General features: G+C 65.6%; 21 protein-coding genes and 1 pseudogene. All 22 read right to left on the bottom strand.

Annotation, left to right across the window (positions count from 1 at the left end; translation table 11 throughout):
- Positions 1 to 420 (bottom strand): annotated as a pseudogene (locus Q0A15_RS13240) (hypothetical protein); the annotation flags it as partial.
- A gap of 9 nt (positions 421 to 429) precedes the next feature.
- Positions 430 to 1,944: an N-acetylmuramoyl-L-alanine amidase gene (locus Q0A15_RS13245; protein WP_291279998.1), complete on the bottom strand. Its 1,515-nt coding sequence runs from the start codon at positions 1,942 to 1,944 to the stop codon at positions 430 to 432.
- Positions 1,945 to 1,979: 35 nt separating this feature from the next.
- Positions 1,980 to 2,294, bottom strand: coding sequence for a hypothetical protein (locus Q0A15_RS13250; protein WP_291279999.1), 315 nt, complete (start codon positions 2,292 to 2,294; stop codon positions 1,980 to 1,982).
- A 10-nt stretch (positions 2,295 to 2,304) separates the two neighbouring features.
- Positions 2,305 to 2,730 carry a hypothetical protein gene (locus Q0A15_RS13255; RefSeq protein WP_291280000.1) on the bottom strand — a complete coding sequence of 142 codons (426 nt, stop codon included), beginning with the start codon at positions 2,728 to 2,730 and terminating at the stop codon, positions 2,305 to 2,307.
- Positions 2,730 to 3,242 carry a carbohydrate-binding protein gene (locus Q0A15_RS13260; protein ID WP_291280001.1) on the bottom strand — a complete coding sequence of 171 codons (513 nt, stop codon included), beginning with the start codon at positions 3,240 to 3,242 and terminating at the stop codon, positions 2,730 to 2,732. The genes Q0A15_RS13255 and Q0A15_RS13260 overlap by 1 nt, the downstream gene beginning before the upstream one ends.
- Before the next feature lie 3 nt (positions 3,243 to 3,245).
- Positions 3,246 to 5,237: a hypothetical protein gene (locus Q0A15_RS13265; protein WP_291280002.1), complete on the bottom strand. Its 1,992-nt coding sequence runs from the start codon at positions 5,235 to 5,237 to the stop codon at positions 3,246 to 3,248.
- Positions 5,234 to 6,691: a hypothetical protein gene (locus Q0A15_RS13270; protein WP_291280003.1), complete on the bottom strand. Its 1,458-nt coding sequence runs from the start codon at positions 6,689 to 6,691 to the stop codon at positions 5,234 to 5,236. Before Q0A15_RS13270 ends, Q0A15_RS13265 begins: the two co-directional genes overlap by 4 nt.
- Before the next feature lie 8 nt (positions 6,692 to 6,699).
- The gene (locus Q0A15_RS13275; protein ID WP_291280004.1) at positions 6,700 to 7,749 is read right to left on the bottom strand and encodes a hypothetical protein; all 1,050 of its coding nucleotides are present in this window, start codon (positions 7,747 to 7,749) and stop codon (positions 6,700 to 6,702) included.
- Between the two features lie 4 nt (positions 7,750 to 7,753).
- The gene (locus Q0A15_RS13280) at positions 7,754 to 7,963 is read right to left on the bottom strand and encodes a hypothetical protein (protein ID WP_291280005.1); all 210 of its coding nucleotides are present in this window, start codon (positions 7,961 to 7,963) and stop codon (positions 7,754 to 7,756) included.
- A gap of 16 nt (positions 7,964 to 7,979) precedes the next feature.
- Positions 7,980 to 8,600 carry a hypothetical protein gene (locus tag Q0A15_RS13285; protein ID WP_291280006.1) on the bottom strand — a complete coding sequence of 207 codons (621 nt, stop codon included), beginning with the start codon at positions 8,598 to 8,600 and terminating at the stop codon, positions 7,980 to 7,982.
- 253 nt (positions 8,601 to 8,853) lie between these two features.
- On the bottom strand, positions 8,854 to 14,043 hold the full coding sequence (locus Q0A15_RS13290) for a peptidoglycan DD-metalloendopeptidase family protein (RefSeq protein ID WP_291280007.1): 5,190 nt from the start codon (positions 14,041 to 14,043) through the stop codon (positions 8,854 to 8,856).
- A gap of 233 nt (positions 14,044 to 14,276) precedes the next feature.
- Positions 14,277 to 14,810: a hypothetical protein gene (locus Q0A15_RS13295; RefSeq protein ID WP_291280008.1), complete on the bottom strand. Its 534-nt coding sequence runs from the start codon at positions 14,808 to 14,810 to the stop codon at positions 14,277 to 14,279.
- A 94-nt stretch (positions 14,811 to 14,904) separates the two neighbouring features.
- Complete coding sequence (locus Q0A15_RS13300) at positions 14,905 to 15,336, bottom strand: hypothetical protein (RefSeq protein ID WP_291280009.1); 432 nt, start codon at positions 15,334 to 15,336, stop codon at positions 14,905 to 14,907.
- A gap of 83 nt (positions 15,337 to 15,419) precedes the next feature.
- Positions 15,420 to 15,935 carry a hypothetical protein gene (locus Q0A15_RS13305; protein ID WP_291280010.1) on the bottom strand — a complete coding sequence of 172 codons (516 nt, stop codon included), beginning with the start codon at positions 15,933 to 15,935 and terminating at the stop codon, positions 15,420 to 15,422.
- Positions 15,928 to 16,389, bottom strand: coding sequence for a minor capsid protein (locus Q0A15_RS13310; RefSeq protein WP_291280011.1), 462 nt, complete (start codon positions 16,387 to 16,389; stop codon positions 15,928 to 15,930). Before Q0A15_RS13310 ends, Q0A15_RS13305 begins: the two co-directional genes overlap by 8 nt.
- Positions 16,386 to 16,724: an HK97 gp10 family phage protein gene (locus tag Q0A15_RS13315; protein ID WP_291280012.1), complete on the bottom strand. Its 339-nt coding sequence runs from the start codon at positions 16,722 to 16,724 to the stop codon at positions 16,386 to 16,388. The genes Q0A15_RS13310 and Q0A15_RS13315 overlap by 4 nt, the downstream gene beginning before the upstream one ends.
- Before the next feature lie 9 nt (positions 16,725 to 16,733).
- Complete coding sequence (locus tag Q0A15_RS13320) at positions 16,734 to 17,060, bottom strand: hypothetical protein (RefSeq protein WP_291280013.1); 327 nt, start codon at positions 17,058 to 17,060, stop codon at positions 16,734 to 16,736.
- Entirely contained in the window at positions 17,060 to 17,434 is a 375-nt protein-coding gene (locus Q0A15_RS13325; protein WP_291280014.1) for a hypothetical protein, read from the bottom strand. The genes Q0A15_RS13320 and Q0A15_RS13325 overlap by 1 nt, the downstream gene beginning before the upstream one ends.
- 67 nt (positions 17,435 to 17,501) lie before the next feature.
- Positions 17,502 to 18,455 (bottom strand): P22 phage major capsid protein family protein, encoded by a 954-nt coding sequence (locus tag Q0A15_RS13330; protein WP_291280015.1) that lies wholly within the window; start codon positions 18,453 to 18,455, stop codon positions 17,502 to 17,504.
- A 15-nt stretch (positions 18,456 to 18,470) separates the two neighbouring features.
- On the bottom strand, positions 18,471 to 19,232 hold the full coding sequence (locus tag Q0A15_RS13335; protein ID WP_291280016.1) for a hypothetical protein: 762 nt from the start codon (positions 19,230 to 19,232) through the stop codon (positions 18,471 to 18,473).
- 31 nt (positions 19,233 to 19,263) lie between these two features.
- On the bottom strand, positions 19,264 to 20,379 hold the full coding sequence (locus tag Q0A15_RS13340; RefSeq protein WP_291280017.1) for a phage minor capsid protein: 1,116 nt from the start codon (positions 20,377 to 20,379) through the stop codon (positions 19,264 to 19,266).
- Between the two features lie 21 nt (positions 20,380 to 20,400).
- Entirely contained in the window at positions 20,401 to 22,098 is a 1,698-nt protein-coding gene (locus Q0A15_RS13345) for a phage portal protein (protein WP_291280018.1), read from the bottom strand.

Below are 22,098 nucleotides of genomic sequence, written 5' to 3' on the forward strand. Positions count from 1 at the left end.
GTAGGTGTCGCTGTCCTCTTCGTCGTCGAGGTCGTCGGTGATCTCCTGCTCGTCGCCCTCGTCACCCGCTGCGGTGGTGTCGTCTACGTCGGTGTCGTCGAGGTCGTCGGTCAGCTCTCCCTCGTCCTCGTCGCCGACATGGCCGGGTGTGGCCTGGGTGGCGTACGGGTCGGAGACACCACGGGAGTACCCGTCTGGGGTCTGAGCGGATCCGATGAGTGCCCCGAGCCAGGGCCAGCGCTTTTCGGCCCAGCGGATGAGCGTGTACCAGGCTGCGGAGGCGACGCCGCCGATGCCGATGGCGAGTGCGGTCTGTGCGTCGTCGGACACGTTGATGCCGAGGGTGGCGAGCCAGCCGACGACAGCAGCGATGGCCAGGGGCACGTAGGTTCGCAGGAATGCGGGGTACTGGGTGGGCATGGTGGGGCCTCAGTTCTTCTCGTAGGTGGAGCGCACCTGGCTGATGGTGACGTTGCGCTTGGACCGGTTGGTGGCTTGCAGGCGGATGCGGAGGGTGTGGCCGGCGGCGACAGTCCACGGGGTCGCGGAGGTGACGGACGGGTGCCCGGTAACAGTGCTGATCCCGGAAGCACCGATGACACGTTCGGCGGGGTAGTAGCGCACGATCTTGGAGCCGTTCTTGGCGTAGTCCACGACGATCCATCGCAGGTCCACGGCCTCGTCGCCGGGGAGGCCCTGGACGTGTACGACGGCGTCGGCACGGAACTGGGTGCCCTTGGTGGTGAGGCCGAGGCTGATGGCGTTCTTGTCGGTGAGCTTGATGGTCTTGGTCTTGCCCGCCCCGACGGTCTGGTCTTTGGTACGGGTGCGGGATGCTGCAAGCTTCATGTCGTTGTCCTTCTGGATGGTCGGCGGGTTGGTTATGGTGGTCGATACTTCGGAGATAATGGGCGCCGAACCGACCAGGACCCCGTACTTGTCGAAGCACCTTTGGGGGTCGTAGTTGGATAGGTGGTTGTTGGCGTCGGCCCAGCACTCGAAGTGCAGGTGGGGGCCGGACTGCTGCCCGCTGGTGTCGGTGTGCCCGATCACGTCACCGGCCTTGACGCGCTGCCCGACCTTCACGCAGGGCGTGATGTGGTTGTAGCCCTGCGCCTCCCCGTCCGCGTTCTGGACCTTGACCCCATTACCGGTGCGGCCCGGCGCCCACGTGCTCTGCTTGTTGCCGTGCTTGGCCCACGAGACGGCCTCGGTGACGACGCCAGCGAACGCGGCGCGAACCTCGCGGCCCACGACCCCGTTGACGCCGATGTCCATGCCCGCGTGGTTGGCGTACCCGTGCCAGGGCATGGTCAGGTACCCGACCACCGGCGACACCATGCGCGGCGCGGTCGCGGGCTTGGCCTTGGCCACTTTGACCTTGCGGCCACCCACGGCGGCGACGATGGCGGGTACCTGCTTGATGCGGTCATCGCCAGGGCAGACCTTCCCGTAGGCCTTGGACCAGGACTCACCCTTGCCACGTTGGTTGCGGCCACGGAGGATCCCCGTCTCCGGGAAATTCCCGTCGCATCCGAGGCGGTGCCAGCCGATGCCCTTGTCCGTGGCGGAGGACGAGTCCATCTGCCGGGTCGGGATGCCGGGGTGCTTCTTGATGATCCACTGGCACAACGCGATCAGGGCGGTCACCTGCGCGGTGGTCCAAGCCTCGTCACCGAGGCCCTCCGTCTCGATGCTGATCGACCGAGAGTTCGCGGCGCCGGACGCCCACGAAACCTGGGCGGTGTCCACGTACTGTTCCACCACGCCGGACTTGCGCACGTAGAAGTGCGAGGACGCAGCTGCCGACGGGTTGGAGAACCAGGCGTGCAATGAGTCACCATTGGACGCGGCCGTGTGCAGGATGATGCACGTCTTCGTGGTCTTCGTGGCCGTGTAGTTCCGGGTGATCTTCTTCTTCAATGCCTTGGAGTACCAGGCCATGTCTGCCCTCCTTGGGCATGAGAAAGGCCCCTGACCTATGGTCGGGGGCCGAGTAGTTTGAGGATGTCGGGGGGTGGTGGTGGTGTGCCGCCTGCGTGGATCAGTTGGACGCGGAGGGAGGCGTTCTCGGATTCGATGATCTGCCGCCATCTGCGTTCGTAGTCCTCGCGGTCCTCGGCTCGATCCACGGTTGCGCGTTGCTCTGCGGCGGCCTCAGCAATCTCGCGGTTGCGGAGGCGTCGGGCCTCGGCGCGGCCGGAGAGTTTCTGGATGCCCGAGTTCACGGCCACGCCGACAGTCGTCGAGCCGAAGATGATGCCCAGCAGGTTCACCCAGGGGTTTTCTTCCACAGGTGACCTCCTAGCGGCCAGGCTCGTACGGCTCCCGCAAGATGCGTTGTAAGCGGATGAGAAGCCACAGCAGCAGGGCCGACACCACCAACGCTTGCGGCCACCGGTTGCCCGTCCCGGACATGGAGATGGCCTGGGAGATGATCGTGTACAGGTACAGGGACACCGCACCCGTCACGAGGATCAGTAGGGGCCGCTCCCACAGCCACGCACCAGAGGGTGTAAAAGCGGCGGCACCGTACCCGCCCAGCATCATCGACCACGCCCAGATCACCGAGTACGCCGGACCTAGCGGCCCGTCCACCGAGTTCGGGGGGTTGATGATCGCGGACAGGCCAGCCGTCCCCAGCAGCAGATACAGTGCTGCCACCTGGATCGTGATGACCCGAGGCTCACGCACCGCGCCCCACGCACGCTTGATCCAGTGAGGTTTCATCACGCCACCGGCTTCCACGCGGCGGGGTAGGCGGATGGGGACCAGACGACTCCGTCCATGACCGCCTCGAACACCTTGCCCTCGTAGGTGACTTGGTCGCCGGTTTTGTAGGCGTCGTGGGAGCCGGTGGGTTGCACGTACTCCATCGGCTGATCGGTGCCCGGGCTGTCGTCGTCGCCGCCGTCTACGTACCCGATACCACGCCACCCAGACACGCCGGGCGTCCAGACGTTCGGCGTGGTGAGTGACGCCCACCGGATGCCGTCATGGGTGACGATGTCACCGGTCTTGTATGCGTCGAGCGCACTCATGGGTTGCACCCAGGCGGCACCATCCACCGGCGTGGGCGCGATACCGTCCAGGCGGGCCTGCGTGAGGGCCTGTTCCTGCTGCTGCGCGTACCGTGCGGCGGCTTGGCGTCGGGACTGTTCGGCGCTGATGAGCGCGGCCAGACCGGTCAGATCGTCCTGGTCCCAGCCGGTGAGGTCGTCCGCTGTGGGGATGCTACTCATGAGTTACTCCTTCGCTTCGAGGGCTTCGAGCCGTTCGGTGAGGTCGGCGATCAGGTCGGCCTGCGATGCCACGGTCTCCCGCAGCTCTTTGACGACACCGAGCAGTGCGACTCCGGCGCGGTCGTAAGCAAACCCGGCATCGTTGCCGTTCTCGTCCTGCGTGATGAACGACGTTGCACCCTTTGCGCGTGCGTCTTCCACGGTCACGCCGGGGATACGCCGCACGGAGTAGGGGACGTCTTCCACGTGGTCGCATGACCCGTCGTGTCTGGCGTGGGCTTCCGTCCATCGGGCCATTTGTTCGGACTCGGTACGGTCAAACCACCACACCGGTGTGACGTTCAGGAGCGCGTCAACCTGTTCCGGGGGTAGAGGCTCCACGTCGAGCTTGAACTCGGATAGTGATGTGGCGCGCCCGATGGCACCGTTGGGTGTCACGATCATGTTCGCGGTTGCCGTGTAGGAGCGGTTGTATACGCCCTGGGAGATGATCGTGGCGCGGTCGGCCACGTTCGGGATGGATGATGTGTCGCGGTTGAGCACGCGAATGTTCACCAGGTTGGTGAGGCCACTGGTGGTGCCGCCTTTGAACGATAGGACTTCGCCGCGTAGGACCATGTGCGTGCCCACGTCGAGGATGCCTTTCGACCCTGACGGGCCAGCGACCAGGATCAACGGGGACTTGTTCTTGTAGGTGGCGTCTGCTGGTGGTCGGATCACGATGGCAGGCCGGTTATACGGGATATTGTTGTCCGGATTCGACGTGTCGCCGTCTACGGCCCGGATTGACCCGAGCTTGCCGTCCACCGCCCCACCCTGGCGTGACGTCGTGAAGCCAATGAAGGGGCCATCTGCGTTGTTGGTGATGATGACGCCGAGATCGTCCAGGGCGGTCGGGTCGGTCGTGCTGGACCCGCCAGTGTTGGCGTTGCCGTCATCACCGGAGTCGTCGCTGTCGTCTTCGCCCGGTGCGGTACCTGCCCCAGTGAGCGCGAACGTCGCACCCCGAACTAGGCCACCAAAGATCGTGGTACCTGTGATCGTCTTACCGTTGATGGCGTCGGCGATGATGTTGCGTACGGTGAGGATGCCCGCCCAAATCTTGTTGATCACCGCCGTGTCTACGGTTGCGGATGATGCCACCAGTTTCCCGACGTCCAACGCGGGGATCTGCTCGGGCGTAAGTGGTGCTTTCACCCATGCCCCGGTTGCTTCTGACCATGCCCACGTTGCGACCTGCGCGCCTGTGCCGTCCAACTGGACCCACCAGGCGCCGTCGGGCTTGTCCACCCCGTCGGCTGCCGTTGGTGCGTCCGTGGACGTGGTGTACAGCCCGGAGACGCGAGCCAAATCCACGGCTGCGTCTGCAAGCTGCTGGTCCAGCTCCACTAGGGCGGCGTCTACTTCTGGGTCGTCCAGGATCGCCGGGACCGTCACCGTGACTGGTGCGGTCGGTTCCGACTGCACGCCAGCCAGCGTCACGGCGACGAGGCGCACCTCGTATTCGCCGGGGTCCACGTTCGCGGACACAGTCCCGCCGTCGGGTCGGGTCGTCCCCACCAGGGTGGATAGGTCAGGGGCCCAGTCCTCGTCTACGAGGTCGGGGTCCACGGGGTCATCCTCATCATCGGACACCACACCCGTCGCGGGCTGCGCGTACACGTGTACCCCGGCCAAGTCCGTTGGCGCGGCTTGCTCGCCCGAGTAGGTGCCGTCCCACTGCACCACCACACCACCAGACACACCAACCACAGCCGGTGCGGTCGGGGTGGCGGGGGTCGGGCCGGACGGATACGTGACCGACAGGGCGCCACCGGTCGTGTCCCACACGGCCACCGGGTTCCCGTCCTGATCCTTCATCGTCAGGCTGCCCGCGTCGATGGCCGCGTTGCCCAGCCGTGCCGCCCTCTGGAGTTTGCGGACCTCAGTCTTGAGAGTGGCGACCTCGTTGACGAAGTACTCCACCGCCCTCAGGTCGCGTCGCTGCTCGGTCATTCTGTCGCCTCCAAAGTCAGTGTCACCTTGTCCGTGCTCCCCGTCATCGTGCGTTCGGTGATGCGGCACCACACGTCCACATCGCCCACACCCTGAACCGGGCCAATCACACGGATAATGTCGCCAACCCCGTAGGACTGCCAGCGGGCGAAAGGGTGATCCGTGACGGTAATCGAGGTGATGGTGACGCCGGTCTGTTTCTTGATCTTCGCCAGCTCCGACGCCGCAAGCTTCTGCACCGCTGCCGTGGACTTCTGATCCTGATCCGACACCACTTTCACGCGGCGAACACGGCCCCCCGCATCCCACCCAGAGGACGCGTGGACCGTCTTCGAGCCCTCACCTGCACCGAGGACGAACACGCCCGTGTACGGATCGGCCCAACCGACTTCCGGGCGGTCCTGAATGTTCACGCCGACCTCGAATCGGAGGTCGTCGCGGCGGACTTGTCCGGGCTTGCGGAACCGGATCGAGTGCTTGATGTCTTGCCCGTCCCAGGCGGATTCCTCCACCCATTCGGCACCAGCCGTCACCAGATCACCGAGCACACTGGACATGTCCTGCGTGTCCCACCAGTTCAACAAGAACGGCTGCGCAGCCTCCTCGCTGCGTGCGTCCAACCATTCCTTGGTCTTGTCGGCTGCGGTCTTCTCCACCCGCGTGAGGCTCTTAAGCTTCGCCAGGACACGCTTCGCCGCCTCCCACTGCCCATAGGTCGTGGTCGCGGTAGGACGGGACACCCACGCCTTAGACTTGCTGTTGTACGACTTCAACGTCCTCGAGGTCGTCGAGGTGTCCATCCACACGGTCGTCTTCAGTTCAGTGGTTGGTGCGCTCTTGCGTTTGCGGATCTTCCCGATCTTGGACATGCCACACTGGTGAAAGATCGACACCCACAGCGACTTGACCCGTGCGTCCTGGTCCGCCTGCCGCTTCTTCGCGTACTCCAACGCCTTCCGCGCCTGGACGTAGCGGGCATTGGCTTCCTTCCACTTCGCGGACGCGTCCACACCCACCGTCACGCCCGGAACTGACCCGACCACGGTGATGCCGAGCGCGGACGCCTCATAACCCTGATAGTCCTCCACCAGGACGCGGGCCACGTTCGCCACCGGCGCGTTGATCAGGCTGCGGGACTTGCCCTTGTACGGGCAGCCGGTCAGCACCATGCTGATGCCGCCCGCTTCCACCGTCGTCACCGTGTCGCCCGGCGTCACCTGGTCCACCAGGCCGGTCGCAATGATGCGGTCCTGGTCGTCCTCCACCACGAGGATGGATCCCCACTCATGGATGAACGTGTGCCCGTCCGTGGCCTTTCGGCGGTGGTAGTCGGAGGGGACCGTGACCGTGATCGAGCCGGGGCCGTTCAACGTCTCCGTGGTCTCCACGCTCAGCACCGGCACCTCATGATCCAGCCACAACCCAGACAACGGGCGTCCAAGATGAACACGCATCACGCCTCCTAGTCGGCCTGGTCGTCGGTGTCCGGGCGCTCCAAAAACCTCACCTCAAGGTTGATGCCCGACACCGCATCCAAGAACGGGGCCGCGATGATCTCATTCGCGACCGGCATCCGGTTACCCCTGAGAACAAACGCGATACGGGTACCCCTCAGCGCGGCGGGAATATAGACCTCGTCCACCACCGTCAGTGTGACGCGCTGCGACGACGCCGAATCAGCATCCCACCGGAAAGCCTGCGTAGACCGGGTAGGCGTAGACGAACCAGCGCCAGGCCCCCACGACACCCACACCGACCCCCACGAGGAACCCTTCGGCATCTTCACCGACAACCACTCGGCCCGGATCTGCATGCGGGTCGCCCACCGCGGGCAGTCCACGTACTGCAGGCCGTCGTCATCCTCGCCGCCCGTGTTCGGCCACCACTCGCCCTTCGGATACGACTGCGTGGACGTCAGCACCAGGTCGTTGCCCGTGTTGTCGCCCTTCACCAGCGGGCGCGGGTACTGCACGGTTTCCTCACGCGCCAACGCGATCTTCCGCAGGTCCGTGATCATCGCGGCGGTGACCGTGCCCGTGGACGCGGGAAGCTTCACCTTCGCCAACAGCACCGCCGGGTACGCGAGGCCCAACTGGTCCACGTCCGTGACCCCAGCCGACACACCCTGAATGACCTCCACCTTGGCGTAGTCGTACGCTTGCACATCGTCCGGGTGCACACCCGTCATGCCCGTGTCGTCGATGCGGGCGATGATCGCATCCGTGCGCCCACCAGCAGAACCAGTCGCCGCGATCGGGAGGGTGGTCGCCGTGCGATTCCGCACGATATACGTTTCCTGCTTCGCGCCCGCATACGTGGACGGGATGACCGCGCCACCGGCCTTCACCATCACATTCGGGCCAGGCACACTCGTCGGCACCACGGCCATTGATGCGGACCCGATGACGCCGCGCTGCCCACCAGTCGCCGCCCACGCCAACGTCCTAGCCGAGCTTGAGGGGTGCGCTACCCCGGCCTCTTCCACCAGCCACGGGACATTATCCATTGCCATGTGCTTACTCCTCGCTGCCAGTCATCAGGATTGATACCGAGATGCGCTCGTACTCGGCGAGGCTCTCTGCCAGGGCCTTGACCACCGGCACCAGCTCCCCGGGCTTGCGCTCCCGCTCGGCCTTCTCGCGCTCAGCTTGCGCGGCCAGTTCCTCGCGGACGATGGCCCGGATCTGCTCGACAGCTTCGTTCGTGAAATAGCCGTGGACTTCCATGCTGTTGCTCCTGTCGTTAGTGCTGCATTGCTGTGAACGAGTCCCGCCAGTACACGGTCGCCGTAGCGGTGCCCGTCTGGTCGGTCGCCTCGAAATACCATTCGCTGTGACCGGCGGGGACCACGAGCCGGGACAACCGGGTACGCCGGTCCAGATCACCGGCCACCGATGCACGCGGCGGGGACTTGATCACCGTCGAATCCCACGCGGACAGGGTCACCGTCTGGTCGTAAGCGATACTGCCCACGTAGCCGATCTTGTAACCCGCATCCGTCGTCAACACCGGATTCCTACACGGCCCCTTGAACACCACCCGCGCCGGAGACGGCAAATCACCCGCATTATCAATCGACCCAGCACGCGGCACACCAGAGGCCACCGTCGTAATCGGCGCCACCAACGGGGCAATAATCCCGCCATACGACGCAGGCGCCACCGGAATCACCGCCTGATGCTCGGCGGCACTGTAGTGCCGGGGATCCAACTGGGTGAACTGCAGATCCAACAAACCCAGGCCGAGGGATGCGACGAAGTCCGGGGTGATCCCAGCGAACGCCGCAGGCCGGCCATAGACCCGCTGCCATGCGACCCCGTCGAACGAATAGTCCAACGGTGCCGCCGTGGTGGAGTCGCGCATGGACGCCTTCTTCCACGCGTTCTCAAGTCGGGCCGCCTCCGCCAGAGCGGCCGCCAGACCTTCCTTCTTCACCCGGACCGTGAACTGCCAGTTCGCGGAACCTAACCAGTCGCGGGAAGCGAGGAGTCCGTCACGGTTGAGGCGTTCCTGATAGTCGGTGCGGAGCTCCGTGACTGGTGGCTCCCACGTCTTGAGGCGGAGTGGGGCGCCACCACCAATGGTGACACCCCCGAACCTGATCATCATGTGGCCCTTACCTCCGTCTCGTTTGCAGGGTGCGGAACCGGATCGCGTCAGCGATCTCCGTTGCACCACTGTCGCGTTGGGCGTTGATCGTGTACCGGTCGCCACCAGCCGGGATCGCCGAAGCGAGCTCTCGGGCGATCAACTTGGCGTCGCCGCGGGTGAGCTTCGACTGGGTGGCCGCGATGGTCCGGGAACGGTTGTTGTTCCGGATGGTTTCCCCACCCTTGAACCGCATCAGCTCTGGCCCCTGCTCACCTACCCAGTGGTAGCCGGGTGCGGCGTTGGACGTGCCCGACTTGTACCCGTGACCGTGGCCGATCACCGAGAGCATGTTCGGGTAGCGGCCCTTGGCGTACCGCATCGCGGCGAGCATGTTGTCGTAGCCGTTGAAGATGTCCTTGTGACCAGGGAACGCGTGCGCCCGAAACGTGCCAGGCTTCGTCTGCAGCAGGCCAGTCGCCCGACCGTCGGCTAGACCGTCCGTGCCGCCAACAGCACGAGGGTTTCCGCCAGACTCGGTTTTGATCTGCCGCATCCACGCGTTCACGTACGGGCCAGTGGTGGGGAGCCCGTTCGCTGCCAGCGCCTTCTTCACCTGGCCACGCCACCGGGAAACACCGGCACCGTCCGGGGAACCCATGGACCCGCCAGCACCGCCAGCGGAGTCTATGTTGTCGGTGATCCACCCGGTCATCGTGTCGATCATCTTCTTGCCGACACCCTGCGCCATGGTCGCCCACGGCCCAGCGCCAGCACCGGCCAGCTTCTCCTTCAACGCTTCCAATGGCTTCGTGTACGTTTCCGGGTCCACGAACAGGTCACCGAGGTCGTACCCGCCAGCCGCGCCACCCTTGGGGAGTTTCCCGCCACGAAGGAGGGAGGCCGGGTTGATGGGGGACTTCCAGTTGGAGTTGCCGTTCCAGAACTCGAAGTGCAGGTGTGGTCCGGTAGAGTTGCCGGTGGATCCGACTAGGCCGATGCGTTGGCCTGCCTTCACCTTGTCGCCCTTGTCCACGAAGATCTTGGACATGTGCCCGTAGTAGGTGTTCTGGTTCTTCGCGTGGCCCAGCAGCGCACCGATTCCGGAGCGTCCGGGAACAGCGTTCCATCCTGCAGCCTTCACGACACCGGACAAGGCAGCAACGATAGGGTTGCCAGCACCGAGCGCAATGTCCTGACCCATATGCTTGCCGCCAGCACGTGCCACACCGAATGGAGACGAGAACGATCCGCCACGGACGGGTCGCACGAATCCGCCGTCCGAGTAGCCGGGGAGTTCACCGGTCCGATTCATGTGGTCCAGGCCGGAGAGCCCGTACGTCTTGCGGAGCTTGCGGGTGGCTTCCTGCCGGAACACGTACTCGCCCGCGTGGACGTCGCCCGCCTTCTGGTACTTCCCGCCGTCACCGGTGTAGCCGCCCGTGTAGAACCCTGACGGGTGGTACTCGGGGAGCGTGTTCTTCTTGTCGAACTCGTTGGCGACCTTGTTCCAGACCCCGCGGATGCCGGAGTTGTACACCGTGTTCACGATGTAGGAGACAGGATCCTTGGCTGCCGGACCGAGGCCTGCGAACGCGGTCGCGGAGGATTCCTTACCTGCACGGAATGCGGCAGGCATCCGGTCCCGCAGCGTCTCCGACAGGGCGGAGAACGTGGACGCCAGAGGGCCGGACCGGGTTGACTCGAGTTCCCTGGCCATGGCGGAGAACTGGCCGGTGGCTTTGGCCCGCATGCCTTCGGAGGATTTGCGCGTGGTGGCCGCCATGGTCGCCCACATGGTCGAGTTCACTGACCGCATGTGTGACAGTGAGGACCCGACCTGCCGGTCCATGGTCGTCATGGCCGTGCGGGTTGCCGCGGCCTCTTGCCCGGTGGCTGTCTTGGTGGACTTTACCCTGGCCTGGTTGTGCGCTTTCGTGGTGGCCGTCTGTGATGCCTGCGAGGTCTTCGTGGACTTCACCTGGGCGTTGCCGGCGGTTTGGGTGGCCGTGGTTGCTGCGGTCGTACCGGTGGCGGTGTCGTCCTGGATGTTCTGGAATGCTGTCTCGGTGGAGGTCAGCATCCGTAGCATGGCGTCCTGCCATGTGTCCGTGAGCAGCGCGGTGTCCGGCGCTTCCACGCCATCAACCTTCGGCGGGGTGACGGTCGCGGCGACGCCCTTACCGGCAGTCTTCCCACCAGTGGTGACACCACCGGCTGCCATGCCTTGGCCGGGCATGCGCTTGAGTGCTTCGGAGAGGATCTTCCAGGACCGCTTGGAACCGTCCAACGGGATCCAGGCTTCATCGACGTCGGAGCGGTCCCCTGCGAAGCGGATGTCGCCGGGCTTCACCATCTGGGCCACAGACATACTGGACCCTGTGACACCACCAGCGGCCATACCCTTCACGTCGATGCCGCCGAAGTAGTTCGGCGTGCCGCCGTAGCCGGGCTTGAACACGCCCCAACCTCGGCCTTTCTCCGCACGCTTCACCGCACCAGTGGACTGGTTGATGAGGCCCTGCACGTCCGCCATGAACGAACCCGGCTTGAGGGTCGCCTGGAAGAGGATCTGTCGGGTGCGGGTCAGGTAATCGACGTCATCCTCGAACTCGCCCTTGCCAGACAACGCGATGTTCGTGATGACGGATTCGGGCGTGTCGAGGTACTTCTTGTTGAGCGCGTCGATCTGCTCCTTGGAGAGGCCAGCTTTCTTGTAGACCTTTTGCAGTGCGGCAGACTGACGGTTGTACTCGGCCTTGGCTGCGGCAGTTGCTTCTGCGGCGTTCTTGTTGCCGCCAGCGTTGTCGTAGGCCGCCTGCGTGGCCTGCAGCATTTTGGTTCGCTGCGTGTCCAACAGTCCGGTCAGCCGGTCGCCTGCGTCGGACTGGGCAATGGTGCCGTCCTTGAGGTTGATCAGCCCGTTCAGGAAGTTGTTGGACTCGGCCTTGCCCTCGCGGAAGAATCCGGCGAGGCTGCGTGCGGACGCCGCTGCGCCGCGCTGCGCCTCCTCCACAGGGACGGTCCCGCCCTTGAGGATGTCCAAGGCGGTCTTCAACGAGTTGGCGCGGTCCTCCGCCGTCTTCGTTGCATCCCCAGCCGCGATCAGGGCTTCCTTGAACTTGATCTGGGCGCGCTCCGCCTCAGACGTGGCATCTGCTGCGGCCTTGTCCGCGTCGATGAAGGCCTGCTTGTCTTCCTTGCCCTTCTTGATCTCCGCGCCGGTGGCTTCGATCGCTTCGCGGACCTTCGTCTGAACAGTGACATTCTTGTCCTGCTGATTGGTGGCGCCGTTCCACATGCCGGTCCAGAAACCCACCGCGGACCCTTGCCCTTCGGTGGCCTTCATGACGCGTTCCATCGCGTCGGCGTTGCCCTCGGCGGCGAGGGTCGCGTCCACTGCGGACACGCCCCATTCCTTCATGTTGTCCGCGCCGATGGCGTCCGCGATGTGCTTCGCTGTGACAGATCGGGTCTGCTCGGTGATCGCACCGGTCTGCTCGTCCAGCGAGTCTGTGATCTCCTGGACGCGCTGCTTCGCTTCCTGCTGCTGCTTCGCCCACAGTGTGAGGGCTGTGCCTGCGGCCATGAGTGCGATGCCCCAGGGTCCGCCAAGGAAGGACGTGAGGCCGCCCACGGCACCCATAAGGCCCTTCCGGGCACCATTGCCGATCGCGCCAACGGTCAGTGACGTCGCGGAACGGAAGTCGCCCAACGATCCGGTAGCGCCGGAGACGGCACCCTTCCAGTCGCGGAAAGCACCAGGGACGGCACCGATCTTGTCGCCCATACCCTTGAGATGCCCAAGGACGCCGGACCCCATGCGCCCGAAAGCGGTCGTGAAGCCTGGGAACAGTTTCTGCACAGCCACGAACCCGAGGATCGCCAGCGTGGTCTTCTTCACAGGGTCGGGGAGACCGTTGAACGCCTCCACAGTGGGACCAACGACACCGACGATGGCTTCCAGGATGCCTGCGGCACCCTCCACCGCCGTGGTGAACACACCCATGGAGTCCTCAGCAAGGTCCACCAGGACGGGGATGAGCGGCTTGAGCGCTTCCATGAGGTCGCCGAGGGCGGCACGCATCTCCGGGGACGCGGCAGAGGCGGCTGCGAGCGCGGCAGGGATCGGGCCCAGCGCGGACGCCAGCCCACCAATCACGGGAATGTTCTTCGTGCCCAACGTGAACAGCGCACCAGACACCGCAGCGATAGCCGGAGCGTACTGCCCAACCTTGTCCAACGCCTTGTCCAGGTCGCGGAGGTCGAACGCGTTCACCGCGTCCTTCGCATCCAACAGGACCGCAGACACCTTCTGGAAGGCCGGGTTGAAGCGGCCCATGAGCATGTCGACGGTCGGCTTGACCTTCTTCTCCACCGCACGGACAACGTCAGCGAACTGGTTGAACCAGGTGACAGCCATGCCGCCACCCTTGGGGTCCACGAACGGGGCAGCCAGGTGGGAGCCGACGTCACGGAACGCCGCCTTCACACGGTCCGCAGCACCGGTCATGGTCTCCTTTACCCCGGCTGCGGCGCCACCGAACCGCTTGGTCATGCCAGTGGTGAGCGCGGACATGGCCTTATCGGCGTCCAGGGTGCCCTTCGTGATGGACTCGCGGATCTGGTTGCCGGACTTGCCCATCTCCTTGCCGATGATGTCGGCGGCGTTGATGCCCCGGTATCCGAGCTGGTTGAGGGTTTCGGCGGTGATCTTGCCGGTACCCGTCACCTGGGCCAGGACGGTGGAGATTTCGGCGATGTCCTCGTTGGATCCACCGGTCGCGGCGACAGCGTTCTGGATCGCATCCAGGGTGGGGACAACGTCCTTCGCGGTCATCCCGAAGCCGAGGAGCTGCTGCTGCGCCTTGATGAACGTGGCCTTGGAGAACGGGGAGTTCTTAGCGAACGCGTCCAACTTGTCCATCTGCTTGTTGGCTTGCTCGCCGCCACCCATGATCGTTTTCAGGGCGGCACGGGAGGACTGCTGCAGCGTGTTGTACTCGGCGCCAGTCTTGAACACGCTCGTGGCCAGGGCCGTGGTCGCCGCAGCGCCACCGGTGACGGTCTCCGCGGCGGTCTGCCCCATGCCCTTCGCCCAGTCACGGAACTTCCCGTCCGATGACCGCATGGTGCGTTCGGCGGCCTGCATGTCCTTCGTGAACCCGCGGGAGTCGAGGCGGAGGTAGGCGACGAGTTCGGCAGCAGTCATGGCCATGGCAGTGGACCTCCGTTATTCGGTTTCGGGTTCCCCCGTCTCCGGGGGTGTCAGGGCACGCGAGAACGCGTTGTCCGTGTTGATGAGCGTGTTCACATGCGTGGTGAACCACCGCCAGGAGCGGCGAGGGAACTCGTCCTCAAGCACCAGACCAAATGTGGCGGTGAAGGCGCCTTCAAGGAGCCGCCACTCATCCACGATCTGCGTGTACGTGATCGTGGGATGGGAGCCGTTTAGCTGTTCGACTTCTTCGGTCGGGGCTTCGTACCACTCGTAGAGGCCTGTGTCGGGGTCGTATTCTCCGCGCCCGTACTCTGACTGAAAACGTTCGCCGCTGGGAGCGTCTCCGCTACTGCTTTTGGGTCGCCACCGGAGTTCCAGTACGCCTCGGCTGCGGCGCGCCCGTACAGGAAGTCGTGGGTTGCGACTTGGCCGGCCATGAAGAGTGCATCGTAGGAGACGCCGTCTGCGACCATCTTGTCGTAGACGGGGCCGAGCAACTCCTTGTTGAGGTCTTCGATTTTGTCGACTCCCTCAATCTCGAAGTCGGGGACTTCCTCGAGCTCTGGTTCTGGTTCGCCGTTGGCTGCGGCCTTGGCGCGGGCTTCCTCGTTGCGTGCGGCGATGGTGAGAACTTCGGAGGATCGTTCGGCGATGAGGGTGACGCGGACACCCACGGCCGCGGACACGGACGGCAGCGTGTACGTCTTGCCGCCGATGGGGAGTTCGATGGGGCCTTGGAAGGCCTGGTATGCGTTGAAGGCCATGATGGCGCTCCTTTGTGGTGGTGGGTTGGGTTGGCCCCGTGGCCTGTGCACCCACCAGGGCACAGGCCACGGGGCCGGTCAGTTGGCAGGCGGGTTAGCCTGCGGGGATGGCGGCGATGGCTGCGGCGACGCGACGGTCGATCTCGTCGGCCAAAACCTTTGCGGTGATGAGTCGGCCAGCGGTCGCCGTGCCAGCCTGAGCATCCGCAGCGGACAGAGCCGCAGGGATCGACGGGATCGACGTGTTGCCAGCCATCGCGGTCGACGCGGTGGTCCCCAACGCCAGGTTCGACGTGCCAGCACCGATCGCGGTACGGGCATCACCGGCATTGGCAGCCTTCAACACCGACTTGCCGACAGCGGTCGCACCACTGAGGGTGTCAGCGGTCGGCGCGGCAGTCGGGGCCGGGATCGCATCCACCGCGGTGCGCAGCTCTTCGATATTTGCCTTGACCTGGTTGTGCAGGTCAGGGTGCCCGGTGTCGCCGAGGACGGCGTCCTTGGGAAGCGGGGTAGTCCATGCCATGACGGACTCCTTTCAGTCAGTTCGTGCGTGGTTGCGGGGCAGCCGCGTCCCCGCCACTCAGATGGTGGCGAGGACGCGGTCCGTCATTCCCCCGAGCCGCCGCCAGCGTTCTCGCCGTCGCCGGAGTCGCCCGTGTCGAACGGGTTCGGAGACAGGGGGAGGCGCTTGCCGTTGCCGGTCAGAGTCACGTTCACGGAGGACAGGTCGGTTACGCCGCCACCCTGCGGCTCCCACTGCACGGCAGCGTTGCCGGTGTAGGCGACGTCGCCTTCACGCTCGCCCCAGCGCACGTCGACGAAGCCTTCGCCGCCGAACTTGTCCTGGGTCTGCTCGAGGATCCGCTGTCCGGGATCCTGGATGCGGTCGGTCTGCCCGACCTTCTCGATGAGACCCAGGGCCAGGGACCAGCCCTGCGAGGTCTTCTCGGACGAGGTCCAGCCGTCGTTGTCGAAGTCGGTGGAGTCCTCGAAGTTCTGCTCGAGGTTGGGGGTCAGGGAGTTGATGCCCTTGACGCGGACCCATGCGGTATCTTCGGCGCCGGAGGGCTTGACCTCGACGGCGAACCGTCGGGCCAGCTTGGAAGCAAGTGCGTCAGCCATGGTGTGGCTCCTTGTCTACGTAGAGGTAGTAGTTGTCGGTGATCTCGTACCTGTCGGAGGTGTCGAGGCCGAGGTCCATCAGGCTGTTTCGCCAGATGAGTGGGACGTTCCAGCCGCCGAGGGTGACTGGGCCGAGCCCGTTGAGGGTGTCGTGGAGCCTGTCCACGATGCCGATTGCTGGGCGGGGGTCGCGTGACCCGGTGCGGATGCGGACCTGTATGGCTCTCACGTCCACGTCGGGTTCCACGTCGACCTGCGCGACGTAGGGGGTGACACTGATGAGGTCGGCGGGTGTTTGCGGCATGGTCCCGATGACGATGCCCATGTCCCCGGCCTTGTAGAGGCCGTTGCCGGTGTCGTCCCAGGTGCCGATGCCTGCCCGGACCATGAGGCCGATGAACCCGCCGACAAGGTCGAGGGTCATGGACTCGGCTGCAGGGGGTGTGACGGTCATTGGGTGGCCCTCCTGACGGCAGTGGACACGATCTGAGAGACCTTCTCCCGTGCCTGGTTGGCGGCCACCTCGAGGTACTTCGCTTGCCCGTCGCGGTGCGTGTACCCGAGTTCCTCGTGCTGCCGGATGGCGTAGGGGAGGTTCGTGAACACGGCGGCCACCGGGTCGCCTGTGGTGGCTTCGGAGACGGTCAGGCTGTTCCGTAGGTCGCCGTCCCTGAGCGGGGTGCGTGGGACCGTTTGGGATCGCACGTATTCGGCGGCCTGATTGAGACCTTGGATGGACGCCGCTGTCACGGCCTGCGTGACTTTCGGCCCGTTCCATGTCAGCGCCATAGCCGCCTCCTATTCGAGGTAGGCGACCATGTGGGACAGGCCGCCAGGGTGGTCGAAGTGGGAGACCGCCAGGGCCTTCCGTTTCTTCTCCCACTGGGTGCCCGGCCACACGGTCACCTCGGAGCCTGCAGGGAGTTCCCGTGGTTCCAGGTACACGGTGGTGGAGGAGGTGACTTCGCGTGCCCCGGCATCCCGGACCACCTGCGTCTTGTCTTCCACCAACGCCCGCTTCACGGTCTCCGCCTGCCCCCACACGTCGCCGTACGGCCCAGCACCAAGGAAGGGCCGCACGACGACAGTGTGGGGGAGGAGGCGGGAAGGGATCCGCGGGGGCATCAGGGCACCCTCACGCGTGAGTGGATTAGCCCCTCGACACGGAGGAGGCGGTAAGCGTCAGGTGCCACGCCAGGCGGCACCGACTCACCATCCGCGTCCGTGGTTGCGTCGAACTTGAGGGAACCCAACTGCGACGGGGCAGCACCAGAAGCGCCACCACCGGTCTCGTCAGCCCACACCACCTGCATGACCGTGGCATCCCGGAACACCTGAACCAGGTGGGTGTCCGTTGGCCGGCCATCATCGTCCGTGTCGTACACAGCACCGCGAACCAGCATGTCCACGATCAACGACGCGGCACCCAGTAGGGCGTCCACACCATTCACCGTCTGCAGGCCCTCGGGCAGGTCGGACGGTTCAGCGTAGGTCAGCATGCTCACCTCCGTATGGTTGGAGCAGCCTGGCCAAGGTCACGTCAGAACGTGTCCCTGACCAGGTCTGTCATTCCCCCGCCGGGGGCTCCTCAGCGTTGGGGCCCTGGATGCGGACCGCACGCACGAACTCCTTGTCCCCGGTGGGGTCGGTGCCGTCCACCGGGTCGGAGTACGTGTTCACGCCGAAGAACGTGCCGAGGAAGGCGCGGTCGGAGTCGTTCTGGGAGTTCAGGGACTCCCAGTAGGACATGGCGATGCCGCCACCAGACACGGACGCGGAGAACGGGACCGAGCGGGCCGGTGCCGGGGCGCGGAACACGGTCGGGAACGCGGTCGGGTGGAACAGGTAGATGGAGTCGTCGTCGATGACGTCGGACTCGAACAGGTCGAACCCGGCGATGCGGCCGATGGCGGCCTCACGCAGCGTCGAGTCGGAGCCGGAACGGTTCGCGTCGATCAGCGTCGGATCCTTCAACGCACGGGCCACAGCCTCAGTACCGGCGATGGCGACGAGGCCGTCGCGGGGGACGCCGTGCTTGCGGAGGAACTTGCGTGCGTCCACCAGGGCGTTGTAGGTGCCACGCTCGGCGTCGACCAGATCGATGGACTCCACGTAGGGGGCACCCTCGATGGCGGCGGCGATGCGCTTCTCAGCACCGTAGGCGACGGAGTTGGTCATCGGGGAGAGGACCTGTGCACCGTAGTCGGCGATGTCGAGGGTCTGCTCTTCACGGAGCAGGCCGACAGCCTTGTACAGGTAGGTGTCGAGCTTGATGGAGACGGTGCCGTCCTTGATTTCGTCGGTGACGATCTGGCGGGAGGCGTCGCGCCATGCGAGCTCGCGGGCGTCGCCGAGGGATCCGCGGATGGGGATCTGGACGGTGTCGCCGCGGGGGCCGACCTGGCCCTGGTAGTGGGTCTCCGCGTCGCGGTAGACCAGGTTGGGGAGGATAACCTCGTCCTTGATGAGGCCGAGGGCGGCGTTGCCGATCACCTCGGGCTTGAGGAACTGGTGAGCCATGATGGGCCCTCCTTCTCAGTAGTTGTTGCGGGTCTTGCGGATGAGTGCTGCGAGTTCAGCGGGGGACTGCCCCGGCTGGTGTTCGTGCTTTCCGCCGAGTTCCCCACCACTGCGGGAGGGCGCCGGGCCGCTCACCTTGAGCTTGGGGTTGGTGTCGACCTGCTTCTTGATGGCTTCACCGATCTGGTCGGCGAAGTCCTTCGCAGAGGGGTCGAGGTCCGTGACCTTCGCCAGGAAGGCACGGGAGTCGAGGAGCGCGGCGGGGTCTCCGTCGTGCTGGGTTGCGCCGCGGTACACGGCGAGTTCGATGGCGGCCTGCCGGGAGGCGGCCTGCGCGGTGGCGACCTGGTTGGTGAGGTCCTCCACGCTGGGGGCGCCGGCGTCGTCCTTGACTAGGCCGAGTGCCTTGCCGAGTTCCTGGGTGAGTGCGTCGCGGGCCTCCTGCGCTGCCGTGGCCTTGGCGTTGGTGCGGGCGGAGGCGTTCTCGGCGCGGAGGTCCTTCACGAGGGTCTGCGCCCAGTCGGGCAGATCCTCCACCTTCTGCGCGGACGGGGGTTCAGTGGAGGCCTCGGGCGTGGCCGGCGCCTGCCCGGCCGGGTCCGCCGGGGGCTGCTCGCCTGTCGGGGCCGGAGTCCCATCACCACTGTCACCACCTTCAGCGCCAGGCGTGGCGGGTGCTCCGCCAGGGCCTTCGACGTAGCGGGCCCAGGACATGGCGGGGTGGCGCATGTAGGCAGGCTGCTCGAGGTGGTGGGCGATCTTCGGGGTGGTGGCCATGGTGGGTTACCTCCTGGGTGTTGGGCCGCGTCTAGCGGCGTTGGTGGCCGAGGTTGAGTTGTTCGCGGCGGCGCTGGCGTTTCAGGCCGGTCGCTTCGACGTGTTCGCGGATCTGCTCCTGTGTTTGGGCGATGCGCTTGCGGATGGTGGGGTCGTTGTCGAGGAGGTCCTCACGCTTGAGGCGTCTCACGCGGCGTTCGAGTGCGCGGAGACGGTCGCGTTCCTGCTCCATGTCCGGCGAGTAGGTGGGGCCTTGGATGGCGGGCTCCACGCCGGGGAGGACGCAGACTGTGGTGCACCTGCAGTTCGGGTGTCCCCAGCCTTGATCTCGGGCTTGGTCGATGGTCCCGGCGACGTGCATGGTGACCATGCGGTCTTCCACGGCGGACAGCATCGGGTAGTCACCGGCGGGTGTTCCGTCGAGGGAGAGTGTCCGGTTGGCCCAGGGTCCGCAGAGGTGGCACATGTCGTTGCCGCCGACCACGCGAACCATGTTGATGCCGTTGGCTTGCATGGTGTGTTCGTTCTGCGCCCGGTACGCCCGGATCGTTGCGGTGCGGGACGCCATCTCGGTGTAGGTGGCGAGGTTCCAGCGTCGGCCCGCCTTGTCGGTGAACCCGGTGACGCCGTCGCGGACGAGGGCCCGCCACGCGGCTGCTTGTGCGGGCTGCTGGCCCGTCCCCACCAACAGGTTGCGGGTGGTGGATTGGGCGATGGCCCGCCGGTAGAGGTCGTCAGGGAAGCGCAGCAGGCGACGGGTGACGTCGTCCATGCTGTTGGTCAGGTCACCGATGACGTCCATGACGGCCTGCGCGTGCCCGACCCGCCGGAACGGGCCAGGCAGCCCAGGCAGGGCGCCCAACTGGGTGAGCGCGACACCCATGCCCGCCTCGGCCGCCTTGTCGACGATCTGCTGAATGAGCTCCGGGGACGCGGTCGCGACACGGTCGGCAATGTCCTGCACGTGCCGGCGCAGGCGTCCCAACTCGGCTGGCGTCAGCTCGTCGGGGAACAGGCCAGCCTTCGCCTCGAGCGCGACGGCCTTGAGGACGTCCTCCTCCGCCAGCGCGAACACGGCGACCAGGTCACGGGTGATCTGCTCGAGTACCTCGTCCAACGGGGTCGTGGGTGGTGGCGTCCACTTCACGAGAACACCACCACCTCACGGTTATTCGCCCTTCGGCCTCAGCGTCACCGGACGCTCACCTGTGAACTTCACACCGGTCAGGCCCGCCCGCTTCGCCGCAGCCTCCGGGGTCACGCCGGATCGGATGAGGACACCCATCGCGTCAGCACGCGCCTTGATGTCCTTCGCCTCGTCCGGCTCATCTACCGGTTCGGGGGTATCGACGCGGCCCAGCGTGGTCGGGTCGATGACGTCCATGCCGGTCTCCGCGTGGATGCGGTCGATCTCGGCGTTGACGGTGTCGCGGTCCCAGTTCGGGTGCTGCATCCGCACCAGCGTTTCCGTTGAGGCGGCCTGCGCTGCCCGGAGCTGGTTCGCGGTCTGCGCCAAATCCAAGGGGTCCTTCTGTGTGGTCTCCTGGAACTTCACCTCGGGGAGTTCGGTGACCTGCTGCCCGCCGAACACGGTCGCGTCCACGTTCACCAGGGTGCGGATGAACGGCGCCAACGCACTGGCCCAGTAGCGGGACTTCTTATCCCGCGTCCGCTCGGACATGCGCTCACGGGCCTTCACCTCAGTCGCCGTCGTGGACACGGCCATGGGGTCGTCACCGAACGTCGACAGGGAGTACCCGGCAGCACGGAGGATCGCACGCAACAATTCCATGGCGGTGGCCTTGTGCTCCTCCACACGGATGTCGAACTGCTGGGCGATGATCCCAGCGTCGGCCATCTTTCCGCCCATGGGTGCGCCGGTGAAGATCTCCCGGTCCTCGTCGAACGTCATACCCTGCCCGCGGCCTGCCGAGTCGAGGAGGCCGTCCGGGACGATGAGGCGGGCCTTCGCCAGCTTGATGTCACGCATCCATGCCGAGTAAACCTCGTCGAGTGCGTCGAAGAGCGGTTCGATGCCTTCGAAGTCGGAGCGCCCATACGGGGCGAGGTCGAGGTTCGTCCGCCAACGCCGAGACGGCTTGATGTTCGGGATGTACGCGGCAGTGAGTGTGTCCACACCCGTGTCCAGGCCACCCTCCATGTCGACAAGGTCGGCAAGGTACTCGGTGGCCGGGTGGTCGGTCAGCGGGACGGGTCGGCCTAACTGGCCGGTCTCACCGACGTAGAGGCCGTGGAGGATCCTGCCGGGTTCGTGGCGTTCCAGGTGCCGGACCGTGCGCTTCCCGTCATCGTCCAACACGGTCCAGAACGTGACCGCTGCCAGGCGACCCCAACGCCACTCGGGGACGGCCTTGTCCGGGTGCACCACGTCCACCATGACGTGATCCTCGAAGTCCGTGTCCCACACTTGGCGGAGGAACACGCCAGTCAGCGCGGCAGCAACCTCTGATGCTTCCAGCAGAGTGGAGTGCATCGCCGGGGTGTTCACGATCTCGTCTACCCGTGACCGCACCTGCTTCGGCACACTATCCGGGAACAAGATCCGCGGGGCCTCCGAGAACAACAGGTCAGCGGACGTGGTCGCCAAGTCAGATGCCACCGGGACGTGAAGCTTCGTGCGAGCCTCACCCTGCACGGTCGGTTTGCCCCAGAACATCCGGGCCGCAGCGCCCACCAGGCCGCCCGCTAGCTGAGCAGGACGGTTGAGGATTCGATCCTGGTTCCGGTACTCATCCGCCAACACATCAACGTTCCCGGAATACCAGGCGTCGTTGACACGGACGGTCGAGTACAGGTCAGCGAACTTCTCAGGCGGCCACACCATGGAGGCCTCAGGCAACGGCAT

This window comes from Galactobacter sp. (assembly GCF_022712295.1).
GTDB lineage: Bacteria > Actinomycetota > Actinomycetes > Actinomycetales > Micrococcaceae > Galactobacter.

What these genes read in the sequence shown, in the direction of transcription:
- Q0A15_RS13245 (WP_291279998.1), bottom strand. Translation starts at nt 1,944, where the DNA reads ATGGCCTGGTACTCCAAGGCATTGAAGAAGAAGATCACCCGGAACTAC.
- Q0A15_RS13255 (WP_291280000.1), bottom strand. Translation starts at nt 2,730, where the DNA reads ATGAAACCTCACTGGATCAAGCGTGCGTGGGGCGCGGTGCGTGAGCCT.
- Q0A15_RS13335 (WP_291280016.1), bottom strand. Translation starts at nt 19,232, where the DNA reads ATGGCCACCACCCCGAAGATCGCCCACCACCTCGAGCAGCCTGCCTAC.
- Q0A15_RS13315 (WP_291280012.1), bottom strand. Translation starts at nt 16,724, where the DNA reads ATGGCGCTGACATGGAACGGGCCGAAAGTCACGCAGGCCGTGACAGCG.
- Q0A15_RS13285 (WP_291280006.1), bottom strand. Translation starts at nt 8,600, where the DNA reads ATGCGCGACTCCACCACGGCGGCACCGTTGGACTATTCGTTCGACGGG.
- Q0A15_RS13295 (WP_291280008.1), bottom strand. Translation starts at nt 14,810, where the DNA reads ATGGCCTTCAACGCATACCAGGCCTTCCAAGGCCCCATCGAACTCCCC.
- Q0A15_RS13310 (WP_291280011.1), bottom strand. Translation starts at nt 16,389, where the DNA reads ATGACCGTCACACCCCCTGCAGCCGAGTCCATGACCCTCGACCTTGTC.
- Q0A15_RS13290 (WP_291280007.1), bottom strand. Translation starts at nt 14,043, where the DNA reads ATGGCCATGACTGCTGCCGAACTCGTCGCCTACCTCCGCCTCGACTCC.
- Q0A15_RS13320 (WP_291280013.1), bottom strand. Translation starts at nt 17,060, where the DNA reads ATGCCCCCGCGGATCCCTTCCCGCCTCCTCCCCCACACTGTCGTCGTG.
- Q0A15_RS13300 (WP_291280009.1), bottom strand. Translation starts at nt 15,336, where the DNA reads ATGGCATGGACTACCCCGCTTCCCAAGGACGCCGTCCTCGGCGACACC.
- Q0A15_RS13325 (WP_291280014.1), bottom strand. Translation starts at nt 17,434, where the DNA reads ATGCTGACCTACGCTGAACCGTCCGACCTGCCCGAGGGCCTGCAGACG.
- Q0A15_RS13265 (WP_291280002.1), bottom strand. Translation starts at nt 5,237, where the DNA reads ATGACCGAGCAGCGACGCGACCTGAGGGCGGTGGAGTACTTCGTCAAC.
- Q0A15_RS13345 (WP_291280018.1), bottom strand. Translation starts at nt 22,098, where the DNA reads ATGCCGTTGCCTGAGGCCTCCATGGTGTGGCCGCCTGAGAAGTTCGCT.
- Q0A15_RS13280 (WP_291280005.1), bottom strand. Translation starts at nt 7,963, where the DNA reads ATGGAAGTCCACGGCTATTTCACGAACGAAGCTGTCGAGCAGATCCGG.
- Q0A15_RS13260 (WP_291280001.1), bottom strand. Translation starts at nt 3,242, where the DNA reads ATGAGTAGCATCCCCACAGCGGACGACCTCACCGGCTGGGACCAGGAC.
- Q0A15_RS13305 (WP_291280010.1), bottom strand. Translation starts at nt 15,935, where the DNA reads ATGGCTGACGCACTTGCTTCCAAGCTGGCCCGACGGTTCGCCGTCGAG.
- Q0A15_RS13275 (WP_291280004.1), bottom strand. Translation starts at nt 7,749, where the DNA reads ATGGCAATGGATAATGTCCCGTGGCTGGTGGAAGAGGCCGGGGTAGCG.
- Q0A15_RS13270 (WP_291280003.1), bottom strand. Translation starts at nt 6,691, where the DNA reads ATGCGTGTTCATCTTGGACGCCCGTTGTCTGGGTTGTGGCTGGATCAT.
- Q0A15_RS13330 (WP_291280015.1), bottom strand. Translation starts at nt 18,455, where the DNA reads ATGGCTCACCAGTTCCTCAAGCCCGAGGTGATCGGCAACGCCGCCCTC.